The sequence below is a fragment of the Streptomyces actinomycinicus genome (genome assembly GCF_016741775.1).
In the GTDB taxonomy this organism is placed as follows: domain Bacteria; phylum Actinomycetota; class Actinomycetes; order Streptomycetales; family Streptomycetaceae; genus Streptomyces; species Streptomyces actinomycinicus.
In genome coordinates this window covers 92,232-113,520 of the sequence record NZ_JAERRK010000009.1, presented here as the reverse complement: position 1 = coordinate 113,520, position 21,289 = coordinate 92,232, and the positions used below count along the sequence as shown (strand labels likewise).

20 protein-coding genes and 1 pseudogene are annotated in these 21,289 nt (G+C 69.6%); 13 read left to right on the top strand and 8 right to left on the bottom strand.

Annotated features, from left to right (window positions below):
- Positions 1-22: 22 nt before the first annotated feature.
- Positions 23-508 (top strand): hypothetical protein, encoded by a 486-nt coding sequence (locus JK359_RS19815; protein WP_201837371.1) that lies wholly within the window; start codon positions 23-25, stop codon positions 506-508.
- Between the two features lie 270 nt (positions 509-778).
- Here the strand turns inward: JK359_RS19815 and JK359_RS19810 are convergent, their stop codons facing one another.
- The 3 genes from JK359_RS19810 to JK359_RS19800 all read right to left on the bottom strand — a co-directional run bounded on the left by JK359_RS19810 (position 779) and on the right by JK359_RS19800 (position 4,956).
- Complete coding sequence (locus JK359_RS19810) at positions 779-940, bottom strand: DUF397 domain-containing protein (RefSeq protein ID WP_236678134.1); 162 nt, start codon at positions 938-940, stop codon at positions 779-781.
- Between the two features lie 422 nt (positions 941-1,362).
- Positions 1,363-4,080 (bottom strand): aconitate hydratase AcnA, encoded by a 2,718-nt coding sequence (gene acnA / locus JK359_RS19805; RefSeq protein WP_201837367.1) that lies wholly within the window; start codon positions 4,078-4,080, stop codon positions 1,363-1,365.
- Positions 4,081-4,302: 222 nt separating this feature from the next.
- Positions 4,303-4,956 (bottom strand): hypothetical protein, encoded by a 654-nt coding sequence (locus JK359_RS19800; protein ID WP_201837365.1) that lies wholly within the window; start codon positions 4,954-4,956, stop codon positions 4,303-4,305.
- Positions 4,957-5,163: 207 nt separating this feature from the next.
- Here JK359_RS19800 and JK359_RS19795 point away from each other — a divergent pair, with 207 nt between their 5' ends.
- The 8 genes and pseudogenes from JK359_RS19795 to JK359_RS39205 all read left to right on the top strand — a co-directional run bounded on the left by JK359_RS19795 (position 5,164) and on the right by JK359_RS39205 (position 9,989).
- Positions 5,164-6,693: a helix-turn-helix domain-containing protein gene (locus JK359_RS19795; RefSeq protein WP_201837364.1), complete on the top strand. Its 1,530-nt coding sequence runs from the start codon at positions 5,164-5,166 to the stop codon at positions 6,691-6,693.
- A 382-nt stretch (positions 6,694-7,075) separates the two neighbouring features.
- Positions 7,076-7,345 (top strand): hypothetical protein, encoded by a 270-nt coding sequence (locus JK359_RS39215; RefSeq protein WP_236678132.1) that lies wholly within the window; start codon positions 7,076-7,078, stop codon positions 7,343-7,345.
- Positions 7,342-7,473 carry a hypothetical protein gene (locus JK359_RS39910; RefSeq protein WP_269139023.1) on the top strand — a complete coding sequence of 44 codons (132 nt, stop codon included), beginning with the start codon at positions 7,342-7,344 and terminating at the stop codon, positions 7,471-7,473. Before JK359_RS39215 ends, JK359_RS39910 begins: the two co-directional genes overlap by 4 nt.
- Entirely contained in the window at positions 7,470-7,820 is a 351-nt protein-coding gene (locus JK359_RS19785; RefSeq protein WP_201837363.1) for a hypothetical protein, read from the top strand. Before JK359_RS39910 ends, JK359_RS19785 begins: the two co-directional genes overlap by 4 nt.
- Positions 7,821-8,055: 235 nt before the next feature.
- Positions 8,056-8,634 (top strand): hypothetical protein, encoded by a 579-nt coding sequence (locus JK359_RS19780; protein ID WP_201837362.1) that lies wholly within the window; start codon positions 8,056-8,058, stop codon positions 8,632-8,634.
- Between the two features lie 287 nt (positions 8,635-8,921).
- Positions 8,922-8,966: pseudogene (locus JK359_RS40430) on the top strand (hypothetical protein); the annotation flags it as partial.
- A 430-nt stretch (positions 8,967-9,396) separates the two neighbouring features.
- Positions 9,397-9,648 carry a CBS domain-containing protein gene (locus tag JK359_RS39210; RefSeq protein WP_236678131.1) on the top strand — a complete coding sequence of 84 codons (252 nt, stop codon included), beginning with the start codon at positions 9,397-9,399 and terminating at the stop codon, positions 9,646-9,648.
- The gene (locus JK359_RS39205; protein ID WP_236678130.1) at positions 9,612-9,989 is read left to right on the top strand and encodes a hypothetical protein; all 378 of its coding nucleotides are present in this window, start codon (positions 9,612-9,614) and stop codon (positions 9,987-9,989) included. The genes JK359_RS39210 and JK359_RS39205 overlap by 37 nt, the downstream gene beginning before the upstream one ends.
- Positions 9,990-10,106: 117 nt before the next feature.
- On the opposite strand, the gene JK359_RS19770 is transcribed toward JK359_RS39205, so the two are convergent.
- From JK359_RS19770 to JK359_RS19755, 4 genes are all read right to left on the bottom strand, one after another.
- Positions 10,107-11,639 (bottom strand): hypothetical protein, encoded by a 1,533-nt coding sequence (locus JK359_RS19770; protein WP_201837361.1) that lies wholly within the window; start codon positions 11,637-11,639, stop codon positions 10,107-10,109.
- 126 nt (positions 11,640-11,765) lie between these two features.
- A complete protein-coding gene (locus JK359_RS19765) occupies positions 11,766-12,881 on the bottom strand; it encodes a hypothetical protein (protein WP_201837360.1) in 1,116 nt (371 codons plus the stop codon).
- Between the two features lie 6 nt (positions 12,882-12,887).
- A complete protein-coding gene (locus tag JK359_RS19760) occupies positions 12,888-13,292 on the bottom strand; it encodes a hypothetical protein (RefSeq protein ID WP_201837358.1) in 405 nt (134 codons plus the stop codon).
- 192 nt (positions 13,293-13,484) lie between these two features.
- The gene (locus JK359_RS19755) at positions 13,485-14,534 is read right to left on the bottom strand and encodes a beta family protein (RefSeq protein ID WP_201837356.1); all 1,050 of its coding nucleotides are present in this window, start codon (positions 14,532-14,534) and stop codon (positions 13,485-13,487) included.
- Between the two features lie 671 nt (positions 14,535-15,205).
- On the opposite strand from JK359_RS19755, the gene JK359_RS39200 reads away from it, so the two are divergent.
- From JK359_RS39200 to JK359_RS19745, 4 genes are all read left to right on the top strand, one after another.
- Positions 15,206-15,697 (top strand): DEAD/DEAH box helicase family protein, encoded by a 492-nt coding sequence (locus JK359_RS39200; protein WP_236678129.1) that lies wholly within the window; start codon positions 15,206-15,208, stop codon positions 15,695-15,697.
- Between the two features lie 190 nt (positions 15,698-15,887).
- Positions 15,888-16,133 (top strand): hypothetical protein, encoded by a 246-nt coding sequence (locus JK359_RS39195; RefSeq protein ID WP_236678128.1) that lies wholly within the window; start codon positions 15,888-15,890, stop codon positions 16,131-16,133.
- A complete protein-coding gene (locus tag JK359_RS39190) occupies positions 16,130-16,591 on the top strand; it encodes a DUF7919 family protein (RefSeq protein WP_236678127.1) in 462 nt (153 codons plus the stop codon). The genes JK359_RS39195 and JK359_RS39190 overlap by 4 nt, the downstream gene beginning before the upstream one ends.
- Positions 16,592-16,766: 175 nt before the next feature.
- Entirely contained in the window at positions 16,767-20,234 is a 3,468-nt protein-coding gene (locus tag JK359_RS19745; protein WP_201837354.1) for an ATP-binding protein, read from the top strand.
- 79 nt (positions 20,235-20,313) lie between these two features.
- Here JK359_RS19745 and JK359_RS19740 read toward each other — a convergent pair whose 3' ends face one another.
- Positions 20,314-21,252 carry a TIGR03619 family F420-dependent LLM class oxidoreductase gene (locus tag JK359_RS19740; RefSeq protein ID WP_201837352.1) on the bottom strand — a complete coding sequence of 313 codons (939 nt, stop codon included), beginning with the start codon at positions 21,250-21,252 and terminating at the stop codon, positions 20,314-20,316.
- Positions 21,253-21,289: the final 37 nt, after the last annotated feature.

The window sequence follows — 21,289 nt, the reverse complement described above, 5'->3', positions numbered from 1 at the left end:
CGGAGCCAGGGGGAGGACCGACGTGGTCTTCAGGTCGATATGGCAAGGTCTGCAGAACCTTGCCCTCACCAGCGGACAGGGTGCTCAGGGAGCCGGACTGTCCGACGAGGAGCTCAAGGCTCAGGCGATGCAGAGCCAGGAGCTGGCCCGGAATCTGATGGCGATAGAGGAGGCGCGCGGCCGGAATCAGATAGCGCTGGAGAAGGCCCGCGGCAGGGCGGACCACGGGTGGAAGGTGCAAGTCGCGCTGATCGCGGGCGTGGTGCTCCTCGGTTTCTCCGCGATAACGGGCTGGACCCTCGTGTCGCTGCACGCGGCCGGGCACCTGCATCTGCCCTGGCCGAAGATAGCCACCGTGGCCGGCACGTTCGTGGGGACCGCCCTGATCGCACTGGCGACCGGACTGATGCGCAAGCGGCGCAAACAGCGCGATGCCGCGGCTACCGCTCCGGGGAACCAGGCGCAGAACGGTGCGCAAGACGATCAGAATCAGGTCGGGACGCCGTAAGTCCGCCCTCGGCCCACCACATGCCCGCCCCTACGGCCACGGCGACGGCGACGGCCACCCACAGGATCCGTCGCGCCGTCACGCTGTCCACGAGCATCGAGGCGAGTGCCGCCGCCAGCGTGGCCGCCGCGCCCGCGCCCACGGAGAGCGCGACCGCCCCGGTGACGGTCCGTCTGGGCCTCGGTGTCCGGTCTTCTCCCGCATGCTGCACTGCAGATGCCTCGGCACGCATAAGTCCCCCTACCAGTCGCCGATGGCTCGATGAGAACGTCACAGGCCGTGCGGATCCACTCGGGTGACGGCACGGAGGAACTCCGTCCAGGCGACAGCGGTGAAGGACAGCGGTGCGGACCGAGGATGCTTGGAGTCGCGCGCGAAGACCAGGTCCTCCCGCACGGCGACCTCCAGGCATTCGTTCTCGTTGCCACACATGCCCCACCTCAGCCCCTCCTGCTCCCCCGATGTGCCTGGACTGCGGGCCCCGTTCATGTTAGTGGACGGTTGTGCACTGCCGCAGGCGAGTACCCCGAAAAGCGGGACGGACCCCCGATACGTCCCCACCACCCGTGGCACCCATAAGACTACTCTCAGCTACCAGGACCAAGCGTAGGAGACGCCTGCCCTTTTCTTCCATACCCGAACCGGTCGAAGTGGCCTACGCCTTCGGGCGCTCTTTCGGCTCGACACCCTGCTCGGTAGGGGGCGGAGGAAGGCGGAGCGCGGAAGGCGGAACGTGGAACGCGGAAGCGCGTAGGGCGAAGGGCGGAACCCGGAGGGCGCAGGGCGGGAGGGGACGGCGAAGGGCCGCACCCCCGGTGCCGGGGATGCGGCCCTGAACCGCCTGCCTGGGCCGCCTACTTGCGGATCAGGCTGCGCAGCACGTACTGCATGATGCCGCCGTTGCGGTAGTAGTCGGCCTCGCCGGGGGTGTCGATGCGGACGACCGCGTCGAACTCGACACCGGTGTCGGTGGTGACCTTGACCGTGCGCGGCGTGGTGCCGTCGTTCAGCTCGGTGACGCCGGAGATGGAGAAGGTCTCCTCGCCGGTCAGACCGAGGGACGCGGCGGAGGCACCCTCCGGGAACTGCAGCGGCAGGACGCCCATGCCGATGAGGTTCGAGCGGTGGATGCGCTCGTACGACTCGGCGATGACGGCCTTCACGCCGAGCAGCGCGGTGCCCTTGGCCGCCCAGTCGCGGGACGAGCCGGAGCCGTACTCCTTGCCGGCCAGGACGACCAGCGGGATGCCCTGCGCGATGTAGTTGCGGGAGGCGTCGTAGATGAACGACACCGGCGCGTCGGCCTGGGTGAAGTCGCGGGTGTAGCCGCCCTCGGTGCCCGGCGCGATCTGGTTGCGCAGGCGGATGTTGGCGAACGTGCCGCGGATCATGACCTCGTGGTTGCCCCGGCGGGAGCCGTAGGAGTTGAAGTCACGACGCTCCACACCGTGCTCGGTGAGGTACTGGCCGGCCGGGGTGTCGGCCTTGATGGCGCCGGCCGGGGAGATGTGGTCGGTGGTGACCGAGTCGCCCAGCTTGGCGAGCACACGGGCACCGGCGATGTCGGTGACCGGGGCCGGCTCCATCTCCATGCCCTCGAAGTACGGGGGCTTGCGGACGTAGGTCGACTCGGCGTCCCACTCGAAGGTGTTGCCGGTCGGGACCGGGAGCGACTGCCACTGGGCGTCGCCGGCGAAGACGTCCTGGTAGGACTTGGAGAACATGTCCTCGCCGATGGCGTTGGCGACGACGTCGTTCACCTCGGCCTCGGAGGGCCAGATGTCCTTCAGGAAGACCGGGTTGCCGTCCTGGTCGGCGCCCAGGGCGTCACGGGTGATGTCCACCTTCATGGAGCCCGCGATGGCGTACGCGACGACCAGCGGCGGGGACGCCAGGTAGTTCATCTTGACGTCGGGGTTGATACGGCCCTCGAAGTTCCGGTTGCCGGAGAGGACCGAGGTGACCGCGAGGTCGTGGTCGTTGACGGCCTTGGAGACCTCCTCCGGCAGCGGGCCGGAGTTGCCGATGCAGGTGGTGCAGCCGTAACCGACGAGGTTGAAGCCGACCTTGTCGAGGTAGGGGGTCAGGCCCGCCTTCTCGAAGTAGTCGGTGACGACCTTCGAACCCGGGGCGAGGGTGGTCTTGACCCAGGGCTTGCGGGTCAGGCCCTTCTCGACCGCCTTCTTGGCCACCAGGGCGGCGGCGACCATGACGTACGGGTTGGAGGTGTTGGTGCAGGAGGTGATGGCCGCGACCGTCACCGCACCGTGGTCCAGCTCGTAGCTCGTGCCGTCGGGGGCGGTCACGGTGACCGGGTTGGACGGGGCACCGTTCGGGGTGACGGCCGGGGCGTCGGAGGCCGGGAAGGACTCCTGGCCCGCCTCGTCCACGACGTCGACGTAGTTGCGGACGTCGCTCTTGAACTGCTCGGCGGCGTTCGCGAGGACGATGCGGTCCTGCGGGCGCTTCGGGCCGGCGATGGAGGGGACGACCGTGGACAGGTCCAGCTCGAGCTTCTCGGAGAAGTCCGGCTCGGCCTTCGGGTCCAGCCAGAGGCCCTGCTCCTTGGCGTAGGCCTCGACGAGCGCGACCTGCTGCGGGGAGCGGCCGGTCAGGCGCAGGTAGTTCAGGGTCTCGTCGTCGATCGGGAAGATCGCGGCGGTGGAGCCGAACTCCGGCGACATGTTGCCGATGGTGGCGCGGTTGGCGAGCGAGGTGGCGGCCACGCCCTCGCCGTAGAACTCGACGAACTTGCCGACGACACCGTGCTTGCGCAGCATCTCGGTGATGGTCAGCACCAGGTCGGTGGCCGTGGTGCCGGTGGGCAGCTCGCCGGTGAGCTTGAAGCCGACGACGCGCGGGATGAGCATGGAGACCGGCTGGCCGAGCATGGCGGCCTCGGCCTCGATGCCGCCGACGCCCCAGCCGAGGACGCCGAGGCCGTTGACCATGGTGGTGTGCGAGTCGGTGCCGACCAGGGTGTCGGGGTAGGCCTGTCCGCCCCGGACCATCACCGTGCGGGCCAGGTGCTCGATGTTCACCTGGTGGACGATGCCGGTGCCCGGCGGGACGACCTTGAACTCGTCGAACGCGGTCTGGCCCCAGCGCAGGAACTGGTAGCGCTCCTTGTTGCGGCCGTACTCCAGCTCGACGTTCTGCTTGAAGGCGTCGTTGGTGCCGAACTTGTCGGCGATGACGGAGTGGTCGATGACCAGCTCGGCCGGCGCCAGCGGGTTGATCTTCGCCGGGTCGCCGCCCAGCTCCTTCACGGCCTCACGCATCGTGGCGAGGTCCACGACACAGGGCACGCCGGTGAAGTCCTGCATGATCACGCGGGCCGGCGTGAACTGGATCTCCTGGGACGGCTGGGCCTGCGAGTCCCAGCTGCCGAGGGCGCGGATGTGGTCGGCGGTGATGTTCGCGCCGTCCTCCGTGCGGAGCAGGTTCTCGAGCAGGACCTTGAGGCTGTACGGCAGGCGGGCCGAGCCCTCCACCTTGTCCAGCCGGAAGATCTCGTACGACTCGTCGCCCACCTGCAGCGTGCTGCGGGCGTCGAAGCTGTTCGCCGACACGACAGTCTCCTTCATTGATGTGCGCGTACCACCGTCAATCGTGCCGCCACGCCGGCTTGGCCGATCCAGTGAGGGCAGGCTAAGTTAGGTATGCCTTACTGGTGTGGCGGCTACGGTGCGCCTCGGCAGATATCTCGATGTCGAGATAACACTAGTACATGGGCGCGGCCTGGTCATGCCCGACCCGGCCCGGCGGGCGTTCGGAGCCGGGCCGGGCGGCGGCTACCAGCTGCGCTCGGCATCCATCTTGGCGGGAGCCAGGACGGTCACATGACCGTGATCGCCGTACACGGACTGCCGCCAGCGGGCGAACACCTCCGCGGCGCGCTGCAGCTCGTCGTCCTCCCACACGCCGTAGTCGACCCACACGTCCGCCTCCGTGCGGCCGTCGCCCCCGGGCGTGCGGATACAGACCTTCTCGACGTGGGCCGCGACGGCGGCGTCCGCCTTCCGGGCACTCGCCTTCAGGTGGGCGCGGAACTCGCGCGTCATCGGGAACCAGCGGTGCGGGCCGGCTGCCGGCACGCCCGCGCCGTCGTCGTCCGTGGTGTCACCCGCAGGCACCCCCTGGTCGTCACTGGTGGTGTCGGGGAGTTCCTGGTCGTCGGACGTCGTGTCACCCCCGGCGGACCCCTGGTCGTCACTGGTGGTGTCGGGGAGTTCCTGGTCGTCGGACGTGGTGTCCGGGAGTTCCCCGTCGTCGTCCGTGGTGTCCTCCGGGACCTCCTCCAGAGCGCAGCTCCTGTCGGTCACGGACGCCCGCGGTGCCGGCGCGCCGGTCCGCCCGGCCTCTCCGTGCTGCGTACCGCAGGAGACGAGCGAACAGCAGCCGACGAGCAACGCGGCGACGACGTACCGAGGTGTCTTGGTCTTCATGTGTATCCCCCTTCGGGGTCTGAGAGGGACGCACACGCCCCGGGGTTGCCTCGGCATCCGTGCGCCATACGACATCGGGTGATTTGCCGGATCTTTCCGGGCGCTCGGCATCCCGTTGCGCGCAACCCCGCTGACGGACCGTCACTGCGGTCACCCGAACAGACCCCCCGGCAAGCGCAATCTCATATCTGAGATAACCTCAGCCTCATGTCAGACGACTACCTCGTACGCATCGGCAAGCTCATCCGTGACGCCCGGCAACACCGGGGCTGGACACAGACGCAGCTCGCGGAGGCGCTCGGCACCAGCCAGAGCGCGGTCAACCGCATCGAGCGCGGCAACCAGAACATCAGCCTTGAGATGATCGCCCGAATCGGTGAAGCCCTGGACAGCGAGATCGTGTCGCTCGGCTATGCGGGTCCGATGCATCTGCGCGTGGTCGGCGGCCGCCGTCTGTCCGGCGCCATCGACGTGAAGACCAGCAAGAACGCCTGCGTGGCCCTGCTGTGCGCCTCGCTGCTGAACAAGGGGCGCACCGTGCTGCGCCGGGTGGCGCGGATCGAGGAGGTGTACCGCCTGCTGGAGGTGCTCAACTCCATCGGTGTGCGCACCCGCTGGATCAACGACGGTGTCGACCTGGAACTCGTCCCGCCCGCCGAGCTGGAGATGGAGGCGATCGACGCGGAGGCCGCCGTCCGCACCCGCTCCATCATCATGTTCCTCGGCCCGCTGCTGCACCGCATGGACCAGTTCAAGCTGCCGTACGCCGGCGGCTGCGACCTGGGCACGCGGACCATCGAGCCGCACATGATCGCGCTGCGCCGGTTCGGTCTGGACATCGCGGCCACCGAGGGCCAGTACCACGCGCGGGTCGACCGCTCGGTCCGTCCCGACCGGCCGATCGTGCTGACCGAGCGCGGCGACACGGTGACCGAGAACGCGCTGCTCGCCGCCGCCCGGCACGACGGCGTCACCGTCATCCGCAACGCCTCCTCGAACTACATGGTCCAGGACCTGTGCTTCTTCCTGGAGGCACTGGGCGTCGAGGTGGAGGGCATCGGCACCACCACACTGACCGTGCACGGCGTGCCGAACATCGACGTCGACGTCGACTACTCCCCCTCCGAGGACCCGGTCGAGGCGATGAGCCTGCTGGCCGCGGCCGTGGTCACCGAGTCGGAGCTGACGGTGCGCCGGGTACCGATCGAGTTCCTGGAGATCGAGCTGGCGGTCCTGGAGGAGATGGGCCTCGACCACGACCGCAGCCCCGAGTACTCCGCGGACAACGGCCGTACCCGGCTGGTGGACCTCACGGTCCGGCCCTCCAAGCTGGAGGCGCCGATCGACAAGATCCACCCGATGCCGTTCCCCGGCCTGAACATCGACAACGTGCCGTTCTTCGCGGCCATCGCGGCGGTCGCCTCGGGCCAGACCCTGATCCACGACTGGGTCTACGACAACCGCGCGATCTACCTCACCGACCTCAACCGTCTCGGCGGGCGCCTCCAGCTCCTGGACCCGCACCGCGTGCTGGTCGAGGGCCCGACCCGCTGGCGTGCCGCCGAGATGATGTGCCCGCCGGCCCTGCGCCCGGCGGTGGTCGTCCTGCTGGCGATGATGGCGGCCGAGGGCACCTCGGTACTGCGGAACGTCTACGTGATCAACCGCGGCTACGAGGACCTCGCCGAGCGCCTGAACTCGGTCGGCGCGCAGATCGAGATCTTCCGGGACATCTGAAAGTCTTGAGAAAGACCGCTGCGGCACCCCTCCTGTCCTGCATGTGGGGCGGGAGGGGGTGGCGGCCCCTGTGGGACTTCTCCGGGACTTTGAGCCGGGACCCAAGGCCCGCTCGGGCGACGCGCACCGTCAGTGGAACCGGCTAGCTTGTTGCGGTACCGGTGCGGCAGCTCTCGCCCGATGGGCCCGCCATCCCGAGTACCAGCAGGGCTACGGCCTCGGCCGCCTCGGCGAACTGATCGCCGAGCGTGACCTGGTGGACGAGAAGTCCCGGCAGGGCACGTACCTGTACGGTCGCTGGACCTGCCTTTCCGCAAGGTCCAGGAGGGCTACCGCTCCCGCCGCACGCACGGCCCGGCCTCCGACAGTGACACTGTTACGGGTGAGCCGGAGAACAGCGAGGACATCGGCCTGCGCTTCGAGCCGCTGCACGCCACTGCACGCCAAACTGTTCGAGCCGGAGTCGATCCGCCTGATCGGCAAGGGCACGATCCCGGTGCTCGGCTACGGCCCGCACCACCTCACCGACATGCAGCGGGACGTCGTCGTGGGCGCCGTCAAGGACCCCTCGAAGAACATTTTCATCGCCTCGGAGTACCTGGCCCAGCTCAAGGCGAGAGCGGTTTCGCCGACGTGCCGCCGGAACAGATGACCCGAGCCCAGATGCAGGAACTGGCCGCCCGCTACACCGGCGGACCCTACTACGAGGACCCGAACGCCCAGGGATACGGTCGGGGCTTCGACAGGAAATTGGACGACGCGAAAGAGGCGCTGCGGTGAGCTCAAGCGCAGACTCGATCACCGAGGCACGCGAGAGTCCACGGCCGGGGGTCTCCAGCCGGATCGGAACCGGTGTGTGCGCGGTCGTCCTCGCGCTGGCAACCTTGGTCACCGGCTACGTCGTGCTCACGGCCTTCATGGTCGAGCCGGACGGCCCCTGGGACCGGCAGGCCGTCACCAACTCTCATGTCGCAGCCGGCGTCGGCTTGGCTTTCTGCTCTGTGATGGCGCTGCTGACGTGGGTGTTCGTCAAGGCTGAGTGGCTCCGCAGGTGGTGGTACGCCGTCCCCGCGGTGCCGGCACTCGCCGCACTGCTGCGACTGACCCTGTTGGGGCCCGATCTCTGAATTGATCACCATGGCCGCTCCCCACCGGCTCCGCTGTTCAGCCGAATCACGCAGCGGAGTCCAGCCGGAGCGTCAGAGCCCCTGCGGTACGGACTTGACCTCACGATGCGCGAAGGTGGATGCGCGACCGCTGCACTACGTTCACCGCGGCTCTGTACGCGGCCGCGATGCCCGACCGGGACGACATCTGCACCGGCACAACGGGGTCGATGTCCAGGGACTCGGTGCGGCCCTGATGGCGGACGGGCTTGCCGTCAGTCTCCCGCTCGCACCGGACTGGGACGCGGCCTGGCTGGAACTCCACATCGAGGAACTGTCGGAGGATCTGGAGACCGGGGAGAGTGTCGGAGACGAGTACCGGGAGAATGTGCGGCACGCCTCCCGCAAGGCACACCTCGCCGAACACGAGCAGTGGGGCCGGCTGGAAGGGCTGGACCGCGTCTCCAGCGGGGCGGAACTGTGGGCTCGGTGCGCGGACTTCTTCCCCAACCTGCAGTTCCTCGACCGGGTTCAGGCCGACCTGGAAAACCTCGACCCGAAGTGGTTCAAGGGCGCTCGCCAGTTGCTGCGACAGCTCCAGGCGACCGCGGCCCGATGGGACCCCGTCACCTCCCCCACCGGGCCGCACTGGGAAGCCCCGAACATCAGAGGGGAACACGAGAACGCCCGCAAAGACCGGATCTGGAAGGACAACGGCAAGGACGAGTGCTTCCAGCTCCACGGAAACCTCAACCGAGGTGCCGGGTGGATCTACTTCCGGCTCGTCCACGAGGAAAAGGCCATCCGTATCGCCCACATCGGCCGACACCTCTGAGGCCGACAGTTTCAGCTTCCCCTAAACCCCGTTCAGCGGCAAAGGTACAGGTGAAATGATTGACTCCAGCACCGGGTCCGGAGAAGCGCAGTCCCGGGCCCGCTACCTGCTCGACGGCCGCGGGTGACCGTCGCCGACCTGGTCAGCGGCGGACTGCTCAAGGAAGGCGAGCGGCTGCAGTTCGTACGACCCCGGGTCGGTGAATCGCACGAGGCGACGGTCGCCCCCGGGGGGGGTGGATCCGGCTCTCGGACGGAGAAGAGTTCCGCTCGCCTTCCAAAGCCGCCATGGTCGCCGTCGGATACGGGTCGTTCGACGGCTGGGAGGCGTGGCAGGTCGACGACGGCAGATACCTGACGCAACTGCGTCAGGAACTGCTCGACCGTGCGGCCGAGGAGGCCGACTCCCCGGCGGCGGAAGAGCAGCAGCAGACGTCGGTGTCGCCCAGGGAGCGGTACACGCGGCTGAAAGAGGCACGTGAATCGGCAGAGTCAGGGCGACCCGTGTCCCTGTCGGTGCAGGAGTTGCTGGCCTGGTGGGGCGCCACGGGTCGAGGTCTCGTCAACGACCAGATCGAGGCCGAACTCGCCAACCACAGCCTGATCACCTCTCCGGAGTACGACAAGGTGTCCCTGACCGCTACGGTCCGGCTGGTCAAGGCGGGCGGAAGAGGAGCCGGAGGACATTCCCCTCACCGGGCTCCCGGTGACGGCCGCGGTGCCGGCCGGAGTGTCCGAAGAGCTGGATTCACGGGAGACGGGATTGACCGTCGGCACCCTGCCGTCCGCCCTCGCCGGTGTCATCAGCGTCAAGCCGACGGCCACGTTCGAGGAGGTCATCACGCTGATGGTGCTCCACGACTTCTCCCAGCTGCCCGTCCTCGCCGGTCCGCACAACTTGCGGGGATCCGTCTCGTGGAAATCCATAGCCCGCGCGCCCCACATGCCGACCCCGGCGCCCACCTCTCCCAGGCCATCGTGGACGCACGCGAGGTCCGCTACGACCACGACCTGATCGACGTCCTCCCCACGCTGGCCGAGCACGACTTCGTACTCGTCAGGGACCAGCGCAACGCCATCGCCGGGATCGTCACCGCCGCGGACGTCGCCCAGGCCTACGGCGAACTGGCCGGACACTTCCTGCTGATCGGCGAAATGGACCGCCGCTTGCGACAGGTCATCGCGGGAGCCTTCACCCTGCCCGAGGTCACCGGCCTGTGCCACCCGGCGGGTGAACGCATCACCTCGTTCGGTGATATGACCGTCGGCGACTACCAGCGGGTGCTGGAGAACCCGGGACTGTGGGAGCAGCTCGGATGGCCGCTCGACCGCAAGGTGTTCATCGCGCGGCTGTAGGAGATCCGCCGGATCCATAACAACTTCATGCACTTCAACAACAGTGACCCCCTGCCGAAGGGCGACGTCGACAAGATCCGCCATCTGAACAAGTTGCTGAGCGAGTACGGAGAATAGTCAGGTCCGGTGACGCCCGCCTGTGACGCACCGGCTCTTCCCCGACTCGGCGGGCGTCAGCCGTACCTGGGACGAGCTGAGCTTGAGCGGCTCCTGGGTCGCCCGGTCCCACAGGATGGCGGTGCCGTCGGCCACTCCGAAGGACAGATAGGGACGACGGGGCACTAGGTGCGGCCCTTCGCCGGAGAGACGTGCGAGGGGAACGGCAGGCTCGACGCACGTCCACTCCGGTTCAATCCCGAAGTAGGACGGTGGAACGTCGCCACGCTTGGCAGCCTCGGTCGTCCTTTCCACCGCCGTCTGTGCCGAATCAAGGGCCTGCAAGGTGGCCACGGCGAGCATCAGCAGGAAGAAGCAAGCGTTCAACGCCACATTCAACCGCTCACCGGGTACCGCGTAGAAATGATGCCGGTGCCGTGCGATTCCCCACCAGGCGGGAACGATCAGCACGGGGCTGAGAAGCGCCACCAGCTTCATGGCGGCCAGCACCTGCCAGACCACCGGTACTTCGATGTCGTCCGGCGAGAGCGACAGGCCGTCCACGTAAAGGGCGTGAAGCACAGAGCCGGCGGCCAGGAACGAGGACAGGGCCAAGGTCACGACGAAAGGGACCGCCCAGGCTACCCACTCCCCCCAACTCCACTGTCGTACGAGCAACCACAGGCCCGTTCCCACGCCCATCACGAGAGCGGTCATGAGGATCTGGCGGCGAGTCCATCCGTTCCTCTCCTCATTGAACAGACCCAGACCGGACGCAGCGAAGAACGCCAGCAACAGTAGGGCGGCTACCACTCCGAACCATCTGCCCTCCCGCACCAGCCCCGCTCCCGCCCACAGCGCACACGTCGCGCTCAGGACGACCACCGCCGCCCAGAACCACCAGGTGAAACCGGATCGGCCGACTGTGAAGGCCAGCGCCGCTGCAGCCAGCAGAGACCACGACACCGCGTGGAACAGTCGGCCTTCGGTCTCCTCCTCGGGCCAGTACCTCACCGTGCCACGCCAGCGGCCGTCGAGGGGCCGAACCCCTGCCACCATGACGTCAGGGCTGTGCGTCCTCGCCAGTCGAAGAGCCTGACGCGCGGTTCCCGACACGACGCCGCCCACGTCGTACCTTCCCCACCGCAGAGCGAGCCGTGAGGCTGAGCGACGCCAGGATTGCGGTGGACAGGCGCGGCGGCGCTCACTGTCGACGATCCGCCAGTGCGAGAACATCTCGCGGTCGCGGTGAATGGGCTCCGCCAGGCGCACGTAAGCCTCGAGCCTGGCGCTGCGCATGGCCTTCCGCACCCTGCTCGCCGCGCCCCGGTCACACGCCTTCGCGGCACCGAACAGTCGAACCTCGATCTCGTAGACACGGGTCTCCGGGTCGGGATCGAGTGTCGATCCGCGGGGCCGCTCCCCGGCGTCGGAGCAACCGCGCACCGGCCAGCCGTGCACCTCGAATCGCCGCTGCGCCTCGTCCCAGTCGTCGGGGCCGCCACGCACCTCCACGAGGGCCCGGACTCGTTGGTCGTAACGTCCGTGCGGCATGCGAGTGGGCCTCCCGGGCCGGATGTGATGTGTGCAGCCGGTCTCAACGGCCGATCAGGAAGGGTGCGTCAAAGCCGCTCTGTTCCTCTTGTTTCTCGTGCCAGGGCAAATTGTCATACGGGCCACTCACAACGGGCCAACGTACTCGGCGATCACTCGGCCACAGTCAGTCAGCGGCGGAACAGCTGCGGGGCTCAGAGAGATGCCCACCACGAACATTCCGGCGCCCAGTGCAGCGTGGAAGAAACAGCTCACCACGACCGTTCCGTCATCCTTCTGCCATGCGAGTGTCAACCTGGCGCAGAAGATGAGCAGGGAAGTCGCACCGACGGCGAGCAGTACAGCAGCAACGGGAAACAGAATGCTCCAGACCACTGCCACGCCGGGCTCCTGCGAGTACATCGAGCGGATAGCCGCACCTGCCATGGGCATTGGAAGACCAGCCGCAACGAAGAACAGACGCCCCAGACCGCGCCGGAAACGGCCCGGCCGGGTCGCTGACATGGCGCTTCGCGGTGCACTACGTGCCGCAGGGTGCCCGGGACGAGTCGATGGGAACGCCTTAGGGCTATCCCCCGACATGGCCCTGTACTCTCCCTCGGCGAATTCTCGGCCGGCCCGGGCCTCCCGAACGACATCACCCCTCACGACCGTGTGGCTGCCCAGCGGTTCCTCGCTCCTCCCAAGGTCTTCCGCCAGCGTTCGCAATTCAGCTCTGATCGAGCGGAGTTCGTCGTCCGCCGCGCCCAGGATGTCCTCGAAAGTGCGCTCGTCGTCCGGCGCTCGCGCGGAACTCCACCTGGCTGATTCCGCTTCGTAGCGGGTCCTGGCCATGAGGTTTTCAAGGCGCTCACGCTCGCGCTCGGCCTCCTCCTTCTTCGCCTGGGCCCGAATGACGCGAGACTCCGCCTCCCGTAGCTTCTCCTGCACTTCTCGCAGCGCCTCACGGCGGCCTTCGGCCCTCGCCCGCTGCGCCTCTGCCGCAAGCTCCACACACCTCTGACGGAAGTGCTCCACCGCAAGCGCCAGTGCTTCGATGACGCGCTGTGTGTGCTGCTGGGCAGCCTGGGGCGTGACACGGCGAGCGACGTGAGCGGAGGCGGTCAGACCTGGCGCGGGATCGACGTGCACGTTGAAGTGGGTCACGGTCTGGTCGCGGCCTGCTTGGTACACGCCACCGTGATCCGACGCCGTGCCGAAAAGATATGTGTCGCCGGTCAGGCGATCAGGTGACTCATCCATGCATCGTCATTTGAAGTTGTTCACGGTCTGGTCACGGACGGACTGGTAGACTTGGCCGGCCCCTTCGGCTCGAGCCTGGAGATGCACTCCTCCACGGATCGTCTGAGCGTTTGGGCCGGCAGTCAGCTTCTGCAACAGGGTCGACAACTCCCCGACCGATTCCGGATGCCTGGCCAACAAGGCAGCGAACTGAAGCTGCAGCTCGTTCTCCGCTCCATCTGGGTCCGCACCTGCGAGGAGCCCCTGCCGCGTACTTGAGAGCATTGCGCTGATCTCTTCTGCCGCCTCCGGACGGAATCGCCGCCACAGGGTCAGAACGCCGCTACGGGTCTGTTCCCACGCGTCAGTCGCAAGCAACGCCACCACGGTCGTACCTGCGGTTCCGGCAAGCGCCAGCAGATTCTGGTCCACGTGATCCTCTCGATGTGATGGAAAGGTCCGGTGCACCTCTCCAGGCTGGGAGTCAAGATCAGGGCGGGGTAGAGCAGCCTAGCCCAAGTGGCCTACGCAGCACAGGGAATGATGGCGCCGCAGCCGAGTCACACGGCTTCGTTCGTGCCCCCTGCCGGCCCAGCCGCCCATCAACGAGGTGTACAACCCACATCAGCGCCCTCGCTCACCAAAACAGGTCACCAAGAACGTCATGTGCTGAACATTCCCCACCCGGTTCCAGGTGCCGTGATTACCCGTGTCAGTGGCACCCCGCTCCCGGTCACGCAGCCACCGCTCCCCCGCGCCCGTCCCTGCACCCCGGAAGCCCGCGAGGCCGGTGAGACAGCGCGCGGCCTGCCGGTTGGTGTCGTCGTACTGCCTGCCGTACGGCACCTTGGCCAGGTGGTAGGAGCGGGCGGTCGTGTAACGGAGGACACCCCAGGGCGCGCCGCCGTTGCGCGCGGACGGGGTTTGCGCGACATAGGTGGCGGGGTGGATGCCGTAGTCGCCGTAGCGCAACAGGGGAAGGTAGGCGCGTTCGCTGTGCCGGATCTCGTGCCACGTCTCCCAGTCCGTGCGCGGTGCCTCGTACGGGATGCCCTCCCGGAAGTCGTCCGGTGGTTCGGGGAAGCCGCCCGCCAGTACGGTCACGGAGCACCAGGAGGTGAGGGGAACCAGTGCGTCAAGGGCGCGCAGTGCATCCTTGGCGGCGTCGGGGCGGTCGGGCAGGACGGTGCCGAGATCGAGGAACAGGTCGGCGGGGTGGCCCGTGGGCAGCCGGCCGAGCAGCGCGTCGACGTCCAAGGCCGTGCGGTCGCTCCACTCACCGGGGAGCCGTACGCGGATACCCAGTCCGCCCTGGTGCCGTCGCGCCACGGCGAGAGCGAGCGACTGCTGTACGCTGGGGCGTCCGGGGCCGGTGACGGGTCGCAGGTTGCGGTGATCCCACCACTCGGGCGGCAGGGCGTCGGCGAGGACGGCCGCATCGGCGTCGTCGGCGAACGGCGCGTCCAGCCATGCGGGTCCGTGACGCTGTGCGGCGGTGACGTCGCCAGCGTCCCTGATGATGCGTTCGGCCAGTTGTCTTGTCGGCACACCGGGACGGGGAGGCAGCGTCCACAACGGGGCGACCAGGCGCTGTACGTCCGGCGTCAAGGCACGGTAGGCGGCCGTCGCGTGGCGCCGGGTCGGCAGGGCGGGAACGTACAGCGGTGCGGACATGGCGTCTCCCCCTCGGCGCTGCCCGTGCACGGCTCTTTCTTTCAGGGTGAAACCATCTGTAGAGGCCGGAAAGGGTGCCAATCGGCCACTCTCCGGTAGAGGATGCGGGCCACCGACGGCAATGGGGCCCCGGCCCTCGCGGCATCCGGTGTGCCCGTCCCCTCACACGCTGTCCGACCTGCGCTATCCGGTTGATCCGCACCACGCGAGGCGACCGCTGTCACGGGGCCGTCTCAGGATCCTGGGACGAAGAGGAGCGTCGTGAAGCCCACTCTGGCCGCCGCGCAGCTGCGGGGGCAGTCTGACGCAGTACCTCACGACGACGTACGCGCTGGCCGACAACGACACCCGTCGGGCCCTGGAGCGTTTCCTGGGGGACCCCGAGTCGGGCATTTTCCGGGGGCCGTATCTGCGGATCAGGACGCCGTTCCACAAGGCGGAAGACGTCTGGGAGCGGTATCTCGAGTGGCAGCCCGGGTTCACACCGTGGCGGCATCAGGCCAAGGTGTGGCAGCGGCTGAGCACGCTGGGCGGCAAGGCCGCCGAGCCGACGCTCGTGACTACCGGCACCGGTTCCGGAAAGACGGAGTCGTTCCTGGTGCCCGCCCTCGACCACTGCCGACGGCAGAAGGCGCTCGGGCGGCGCGGTGTCAAGGCCGTACTGCTGTCCGATGAACGCGCTCGCCACCGACCAGGCCGGCCGCATCAGCGACTACCTGACAGCTCCCGACCTGGCACAGGTGTCGGCGGGGCTGTACATCGGTGACCGGCCGGACACCGACTTCCGGCGGGTAATGACGCGGCGCGAGGAGATGCGGGCCTTCCCGCCGGACGTACTCATCACCAACTACAAGATGCTGGACCTGCTCCTGCAGCGCGGTGAGGACCGGGCGTTGTGGGCAGGTGCCGATGTCTCGTTCGTGGTGCCGGACGAGTTCCACACCTACGACGGCGCGCAGGGCACGGACGTGGCCATGCTGCTGCGCCGACTGGCAACGGCGGTCGGCGCCATGCAGCCGGGCCGGCCGCTGGGGCGGATCTGCCCCGTCGCGACTTCCGCAACGCTGGGGGGCGGGAAGGGCCGGCGCCTCGGCGGGCGGCATCCTCGACGTGGTGGCGCAGGTGTTCGGCATGCCCTTCACGGCGGACGCGGTGATCGGTGAGGAGCGGATGACCGCCGTGTAGTCCACCGGCGAGGTCGACTACACGCTTCCCGAGCCGCCCACGCCGGAGGAGGTCATCGCGGCCTCCGGGGGCGTCGGCGTCGAGGCGAAGCCCGATCTGCTCGATCTGGACGGGCTCGCCATCCGTCTGCTGGGGCGGCAGGGCCTTGACGTGTTCCGTATCGGCCGCATGCTGAGGCGGCCCGACTTCACGCAGGGTGTACTCGCGCTGCTCGACGGTGAACCGCTGGACGAGTGGAGCCTGCGGGACCGGCTGGCTCGCTTCGGATACGCATGGGGACGCACCCGGGACAATCCGCATCTGGTGCTGCAAGCCCTGTCGCCCTTCGTGGCCTTGCTGTCCGCTGCCCGGGACCCCGACTCCGACGAAGGACACCCGTGCCCGCTGCTGCACATCTCTGGGTGTGGCCGGTGACACGCGTGCTGCGCGGGGTCGGCCGCACTCCGGAGTTCCGCTGGTACGAGGACGATCGCGCGCAGGCACGGCGTGCCGCCCTGACTGAATACGAACAGCCCGAGGGCCTCACCATCGGCTGGCTCGAGGACGGTTACGACTACAACATCGACGAGGTCTCCGAGGAGGACCTCGCGGACATCATCGATCTCGGTTCGCTGCGGCAACACAGGAGCAGGGGCTGGCACTCGTGCACGCTCTGCGGTAAGTGCACCGAGCATTCGGCGACCTCCGCGCGGGCGGGCTTCAAGTACCGGCTCGGCCATGCCGAGATCCGGGCCGTTTCGGACGACGGAGTGCTCTACGTCGCCCCGAACCTGATCATCCACTACATCGTCGACCACCTTTACGGACCGCCCGCCGAGTTCCTCGACGCCGTCCGCTCCGAAGTCCGAAGGCGCTGGCCCGATGAGGCGTGATGCAGCGGGTCCACCAACCCGTCCAGGCGTCCGGTTCGCGGCGACGCCACGTCCCGACTCCGTGGCCCGCCCTACGACCAGCATCACAATGCGGCGTCGCGCGCCCAACCGCACCTACCGCTGTCCGAACGAACCTGACCGACCGTTGCGGTGTGCCGTTTACGATGGGCTTGTCATGGTCACATTGAAGGTTCTCGGCTCGTTCCGGGTCGAGGTCGACGGCCGCGCGGTGGATGCCGGTGGCCGGCTCGCCCGGATGGTCCTGGTCCAACTGCTGCTCGGCCGGGGGGCGGTCGTGCCCACGGAGCAGATCATCGAGAGGCTGTGGCCGACGCGTGTCCCGTCCAGCTCGCACGCATCACTCCATGCCTACATCGCGCGTCTGCGGCGTCTCCTCGAACCGGAACGGGCGCCGCGGACGCCTGCGCGGCTGCTGGTCAGCGCCCCCTACGGCTACGCCCTCGCGGTGGACGAGAGCGCGGTGGACGCCTGGGTGTTCGAGGCCCGGGTCACGGCTTGCTCAGCGACTCGGTTGCCTGCCCAGGTCGCCGTCGAGGGCTTGACCGAGGCGCTCGCCTCGTGGGGCGGGCAGCCGTACGCGGAGTTCGCCGACGAACCGTGGACCGCCGGTGAGCGCGCCCGTCTGGAGGAGGTGCATCGCACCGCCCATGAACGGCTCGCCGCGGCTCGGCTGGGCTGCGGGCAGGCCGCGCAGGCCCTCGCCGACGCGAGCGCTCTGACGCGGGAACAGCCCTTGCACGAGGAGGGCTGGCGGCTGCTGGCCCTGGCGCTGTGGGCCCGCGACCGCCAAGGTGACGCCCTGGCCGCCCTGCGGCGGGCCCGGCACGTCCTCGGTGACGAACTCGGCGTCGAGCCCGGACCCGCTCTGGTGGAGCTGGAGCAGGCTCTGCTGCACCAGCGTCTCGACGTACTGCGCCGGGCGACCGGGGCACCCGCCGAGGTCACCGTCCGAACCGAGCCGGCCACCGTCGGGGCGGCGGCGGGTCCGGCCGCGGCGGGCGCCTCGCCGGCGGTGCTGGAGCGTCCGGCCGCGGCGGGGGCCTCGCCGGCGGTGCTGGAGCGTCCGGCCGCGGTGGCCGGCCACGGGGTGCCGACGGTGCTGGCGGCGGACCGGCTCCTGGGCCGTGACGAGGAACTGGCGCGGATCGCCGCCGCGGCGGACCGGGCCCGGGGCGGCCGGGCTCAGGTCGTCCTGGTCTCCGGTGAGGCCGGCATCGGCAAATCGAGTCTGCTGCAGACCGCCGTCCGTCAACTCCCGGAACAGGGCTGGCTGGTCGGGTCCGGACAGTGCCCGGAGACCGACGGGGCCCCGCCCGGCCGGGCCTGGTTCGACATGCTGCCGAGCCTGGCGCAGGCCGCGCCGCCGGGCCCGTACGCCGATGAGCTGGCACCCCTGCTGGCCCCGGGCACCGCGAGCGAGTCCGGGCAGCTCGACGGGAGCCCGGCCGGGCGCTTCCGCCTGCACCGGGCACTGCTCGCATGGCTGCGTGACACGGCCGGGCGGCAACCGCTGGCGATCGTGCTGGACGACCTGCACCGGGGCGACCAGGAGAGCATCGAACTGTTCGTGCTCTGCGCCGAGCGGCTGCGCGACGCACCGCTGCTCCTGGTGGGCTCGTACCGCACCGGTGAGGGCGATCTGACCGGGGCGTTGGCACGCCTGGCCGCCTGCTCGCCGCTACGGCTGGTGCTCGGCGGTCTGTCGGACACCCACGCGAAGGAACTGCTGCGGTCCGTCGCGGCCGACATGAGCGATCGGGCCGCGGGGGCACTGGCCGAACGGGCCGGGGGAAACCCCTTCTACCTGCGCGAGAGTTCGCTGCTGCTGGCCGGTGAGGGCGAGGAGCAGGCCCTGGCCCGCGTCCCGCAAGGAGTCCAGGACGTGCTGCGGCGCCGGCTGGCCCTGCTCGCCCCGACCGTCACGGCCAGCCTGCGGCTGGCGGCCGTCGCCGGACGCGAGGCTCCGGTGGCCCTCCTCGTCCATGCCGCGGACAGCGATGCCGAACAGCTCCTCGACGCCTTGGACGCGGGTGTGACCGCCGGACTGCTCACCGAGCCGCGTCCGGGCACGGTGCGCTTCAGCCACGCCCTCGTACGGGACGCCCTGGAGGCCGACCTCACCCGGCTGCGGCTGGCCCGGATGCACTCCCGGCTGGGGCGGGGGCTGATCGCGCTCGGCTCGGACGACGTGGCCGCCACGGCCCACCACCTCCTTCGGGCAGCCACGGTCGTGACCGCCGATGCCGGGGCGGCGGTCCACCACGCCCGGCTGGCCTGCGAACAGGCGGTGCGCCGCTACGCCCCGCAGAACGCCGAAGCACTCCTGGACGCCGCCCTCGGCGTCCTCGCCGACCATCCGTCGGCCTTCGCCGACGAGGACCCCACTCTGCTGCGCGTGATGCTGCTGGGACAGCTGGTGGACTGCCGGATCCGGATGGGGGCCGTCGTACCCGCCCGCGAGGCACAGCAACAGGCCGTACGGGTCGCCCGTGCGCAGGACCGGCCCGACCTGCTGATCGCCGCGTACACGACGTGGACCGAACCGACGCCCTGGCGGGTCCGCGCGTACGCGGCCTCCGACCCCGAAGCCGTCGAGGAACTCGGAAAGCTCCTGGAGGGCCGGGGCCTGACCGACCGGCAGCGGTGCCTGCTCCTCGACCAGCTCGCCGACGCGCTCGACGACGCGGATGCCCGGGCCGTGGCCGTGGGGCGCCAGGCCGTCGAACTCGCCCGGAGCACGGGCGAACCCCGTCTGCGGGGTCTGACGCTCACGTCTCAGCTGCGCCGCGTCGACGGCGAACTCGATCCCGAGGCCTACCTGGAGCTCCACACGGAACTCACCGAGGTGGCCGGCTCCCAGGAGAGCCCGGAGTACTCCTGGATGAGTGCCTACACCGCCGCCCGGATCGCGGCCGGCCGCAACGACCCGGCGGAGACGGAACGGTGTCTCGTACGTGCCGACGAGATCGCCCGCGCGTACGAGCTCCAGGGCGCGTTCGCGGTGGCCAGGCTGCGCCACCCCATGCTCGCCATGGCCCGGGGGCGCTTCGAGGAGGCGGAGCGGGCTCTGGGGTCGGCGGTGGCGGAGCTGCGGGCCCGGGGCGCGGTGGATCTCAGCGGGCTGGCGGGCCTGGCCGTCGGCTGCATCCGGTTGCAGCAGGGACGGCTCGCCGAGGTGCTGCCCGTGCTGCTCGCGGTGTGGGAGCAGTACCAGCCGCACAACGAAGCCCTCACCGCCCTCGCGCTGCTGGCCGCCGGACGCCCCGAGGAGGCCCGGGAGGTCTTCGGCCGGCGCGTGCCGCTGCGGCGCGACTTCGCCTACCCCATCCTGGCCGGGCTGCGCGGCGCGGCCGCCATCGCCTTCGGCGACACGGCGGCGGCCGCCGAGGTCTACCGGGACCTGCTGCCCCTCAGCGGGCTCGCGGGCGGAGCGAGCACCCTCAGCCTCGTCTTCCGGCCCGTGGCGCAGACCCTGGGCGACATCGCCCGGTTCCTGGGGCGCCCGGAGGACGCCCGGGGCCACTACCTCGAGGCCGAGCGGGTGGCGGCGGCGTGGGACTCCCTTCACTGGGCGGACGCCGCCCGGGCCGGACTGGCCGCCCTGCCGCCGGCCCGCACGTAGAACCACCGGGCGATGGCCCAGGGGGTGTGCGGTCCGTCGGCGTGCCGGGCCGGACGGCGGGCGACGGACGCGGCCACCCTCATACCACGGGCCGCACGTGCGTCGAGGGCTCGGCCAGTTCGGCCATGAACGCCGCCGCCAGGTCGAGGAACTCCTCGGGCGAGGCCGTCGTCAGCTGCAGGTCCACGAGCACCTCGTCGGTCTCCGCCTCGCACATCGACCGCAGGTGCTCGCAGATCTGGCGCACGGTCCCGCGGTGGTGGGTCTCCGCCGGGTCGGCCTCGGCGGTGGTGACCTCGGCGTTCACGCGGAACACCCGGCGCAGACCCGCCGGGTCCCGTCCCGCACGCTCGGCGGCCTCCACGGCGACCGACCAGAGACCGTGGAAGTAGGGCAGCGGCATCGCGGCCGCGAGCCAGCCGTCCGCACGCCTGCCGACCCGCTCCAGCGCCAGGGCGGTGAAGCCGCCCAGCAGGATCGGCGGCCTCGGGCTCTGCAGGGGTTTGGGCAGGACGGTCGACTCGGGGATCGTCCACAGCGGGCCGGTGTGGACGACCGTGTCGGAGCGCCATACGGCATCGAGGACGTCGAGGGTCTCCTCCAGCCGCGCGCCGCGGCCCTGCCACGGCACCCCGGCGGCCTCGTACTCCTCACGCATCCAGCCCAGCCCGATGCCCACGTCCAGGCGTCCGCGGCTGATCAGGTCGAGGGTCGTCAGCGCCCGGGCGAGCACGAGGGGCGGCTGCCACAGGGCGTTGAGCGTGCTGCTGCCCAGACGTACCCGTTCGGTCGCCGCGGCCGCCACGCCCAGCGCGAGCAGCGGGTCGAGGTGGGTGCCGTACCGCAGGGGCATCTCGTTCCCGCCGAGGTAGCCCTCGGGGGAGGCGAGCGGGGCCAGGAGCCGGTCGCCCACCCAGAGACTGTCGCAGCCCAGCGCCTCCAGCGCCGTGCACATCCTGGCGGTGCGGTGGGGATCGGCGAACGGGCCGAACTGGGGGACGGAGAATCCGATGCGCATCAGTGAGAGTTCCTCGATCGGTACGGGGCGGGGCAGG

Coding starts and splice junctions, on each gene's coding strand:
- JK359_RS19810 (WP_236678134.1), bottom strand. CDS start 940: ATGTGTGGCAACGAGAACGAATGCCTGGAGGTCGCCGTGCGGGAGGAC.
- JK359_RS19800 (WP_201837365.1), bottom strand. CDS start 4,956: ATGAAGACCAAGACACCTCGGTACGTCGTCGCCGCGTTGCTCGTCGGC.
- JK359_RS19795 (WP_201837364.1), top strand. CDS start 5,164: ATGTCAGACGACTACCTCGTACGCATCGGCAAGCTCATCCGTGACGCC.
- JK359_RS39910 (WP_269139023.1), top strand. CDS start 7,342: ATGACCCGAGCCCAGATGCAGGAACTGGCCGCCCGCTACACCGGCGGA.
- JK359_RS19780 (WP_201837362.1), top strand. CDS start 8,056: ATGGCGGACGGGCTTGCCGTCAGTCTCCCGCTCGCACCGGACTGGGAC.
- JK359_RS19770 (WP_201837361.1), bottom strand. CDS start 11,639: ATGCCGCACGGACGTTACGACCAACGAGTCCGGGCCCTCGTGGAGGTG.
- JK359_RS19765 (WP_201837360.1), bottom strand. CDS start 12,881: ATGGATGAGTCACCTGATCGCCTGACCGGCGACACATATCTTTTCGGC.
- JK359_RS19755 (WP_201837356.1), bottom strand. CDS start 14,534: ATGTCCGCACCGCTGTACGTTCCCGCCCTGCCGACCCGGCGCCACGCG.
- JK359_RS39200 (WP_236678129.1), top strand. CDS start 15,206: ATGAACGCGCTCGCCACCGACCAGGCCGGCCGCATCAGCGACTACCTG.
- JK359_RS39195 (WP_236678128.1), top strand. CDS start 15,888: ATGCTGAGGCGGCCCGACTTCACGCAGGGTGTACTCGCGCTGCTCGAC.
- JK359_RS19745 (WP_201837354.1), top strand. CDS start 16,767: ATGGTCACATTGAAGGTTCTCGGCTCGTTCCGGGTCGAGGTCGACGGC.
- JK359_RS19740 (WP_201837352.1), bottom strand. CDS start 21,252: ATGCGCATCGGATTCTCCGTCCCCCAGTTCGGCCCGTTCGCCGATCCC.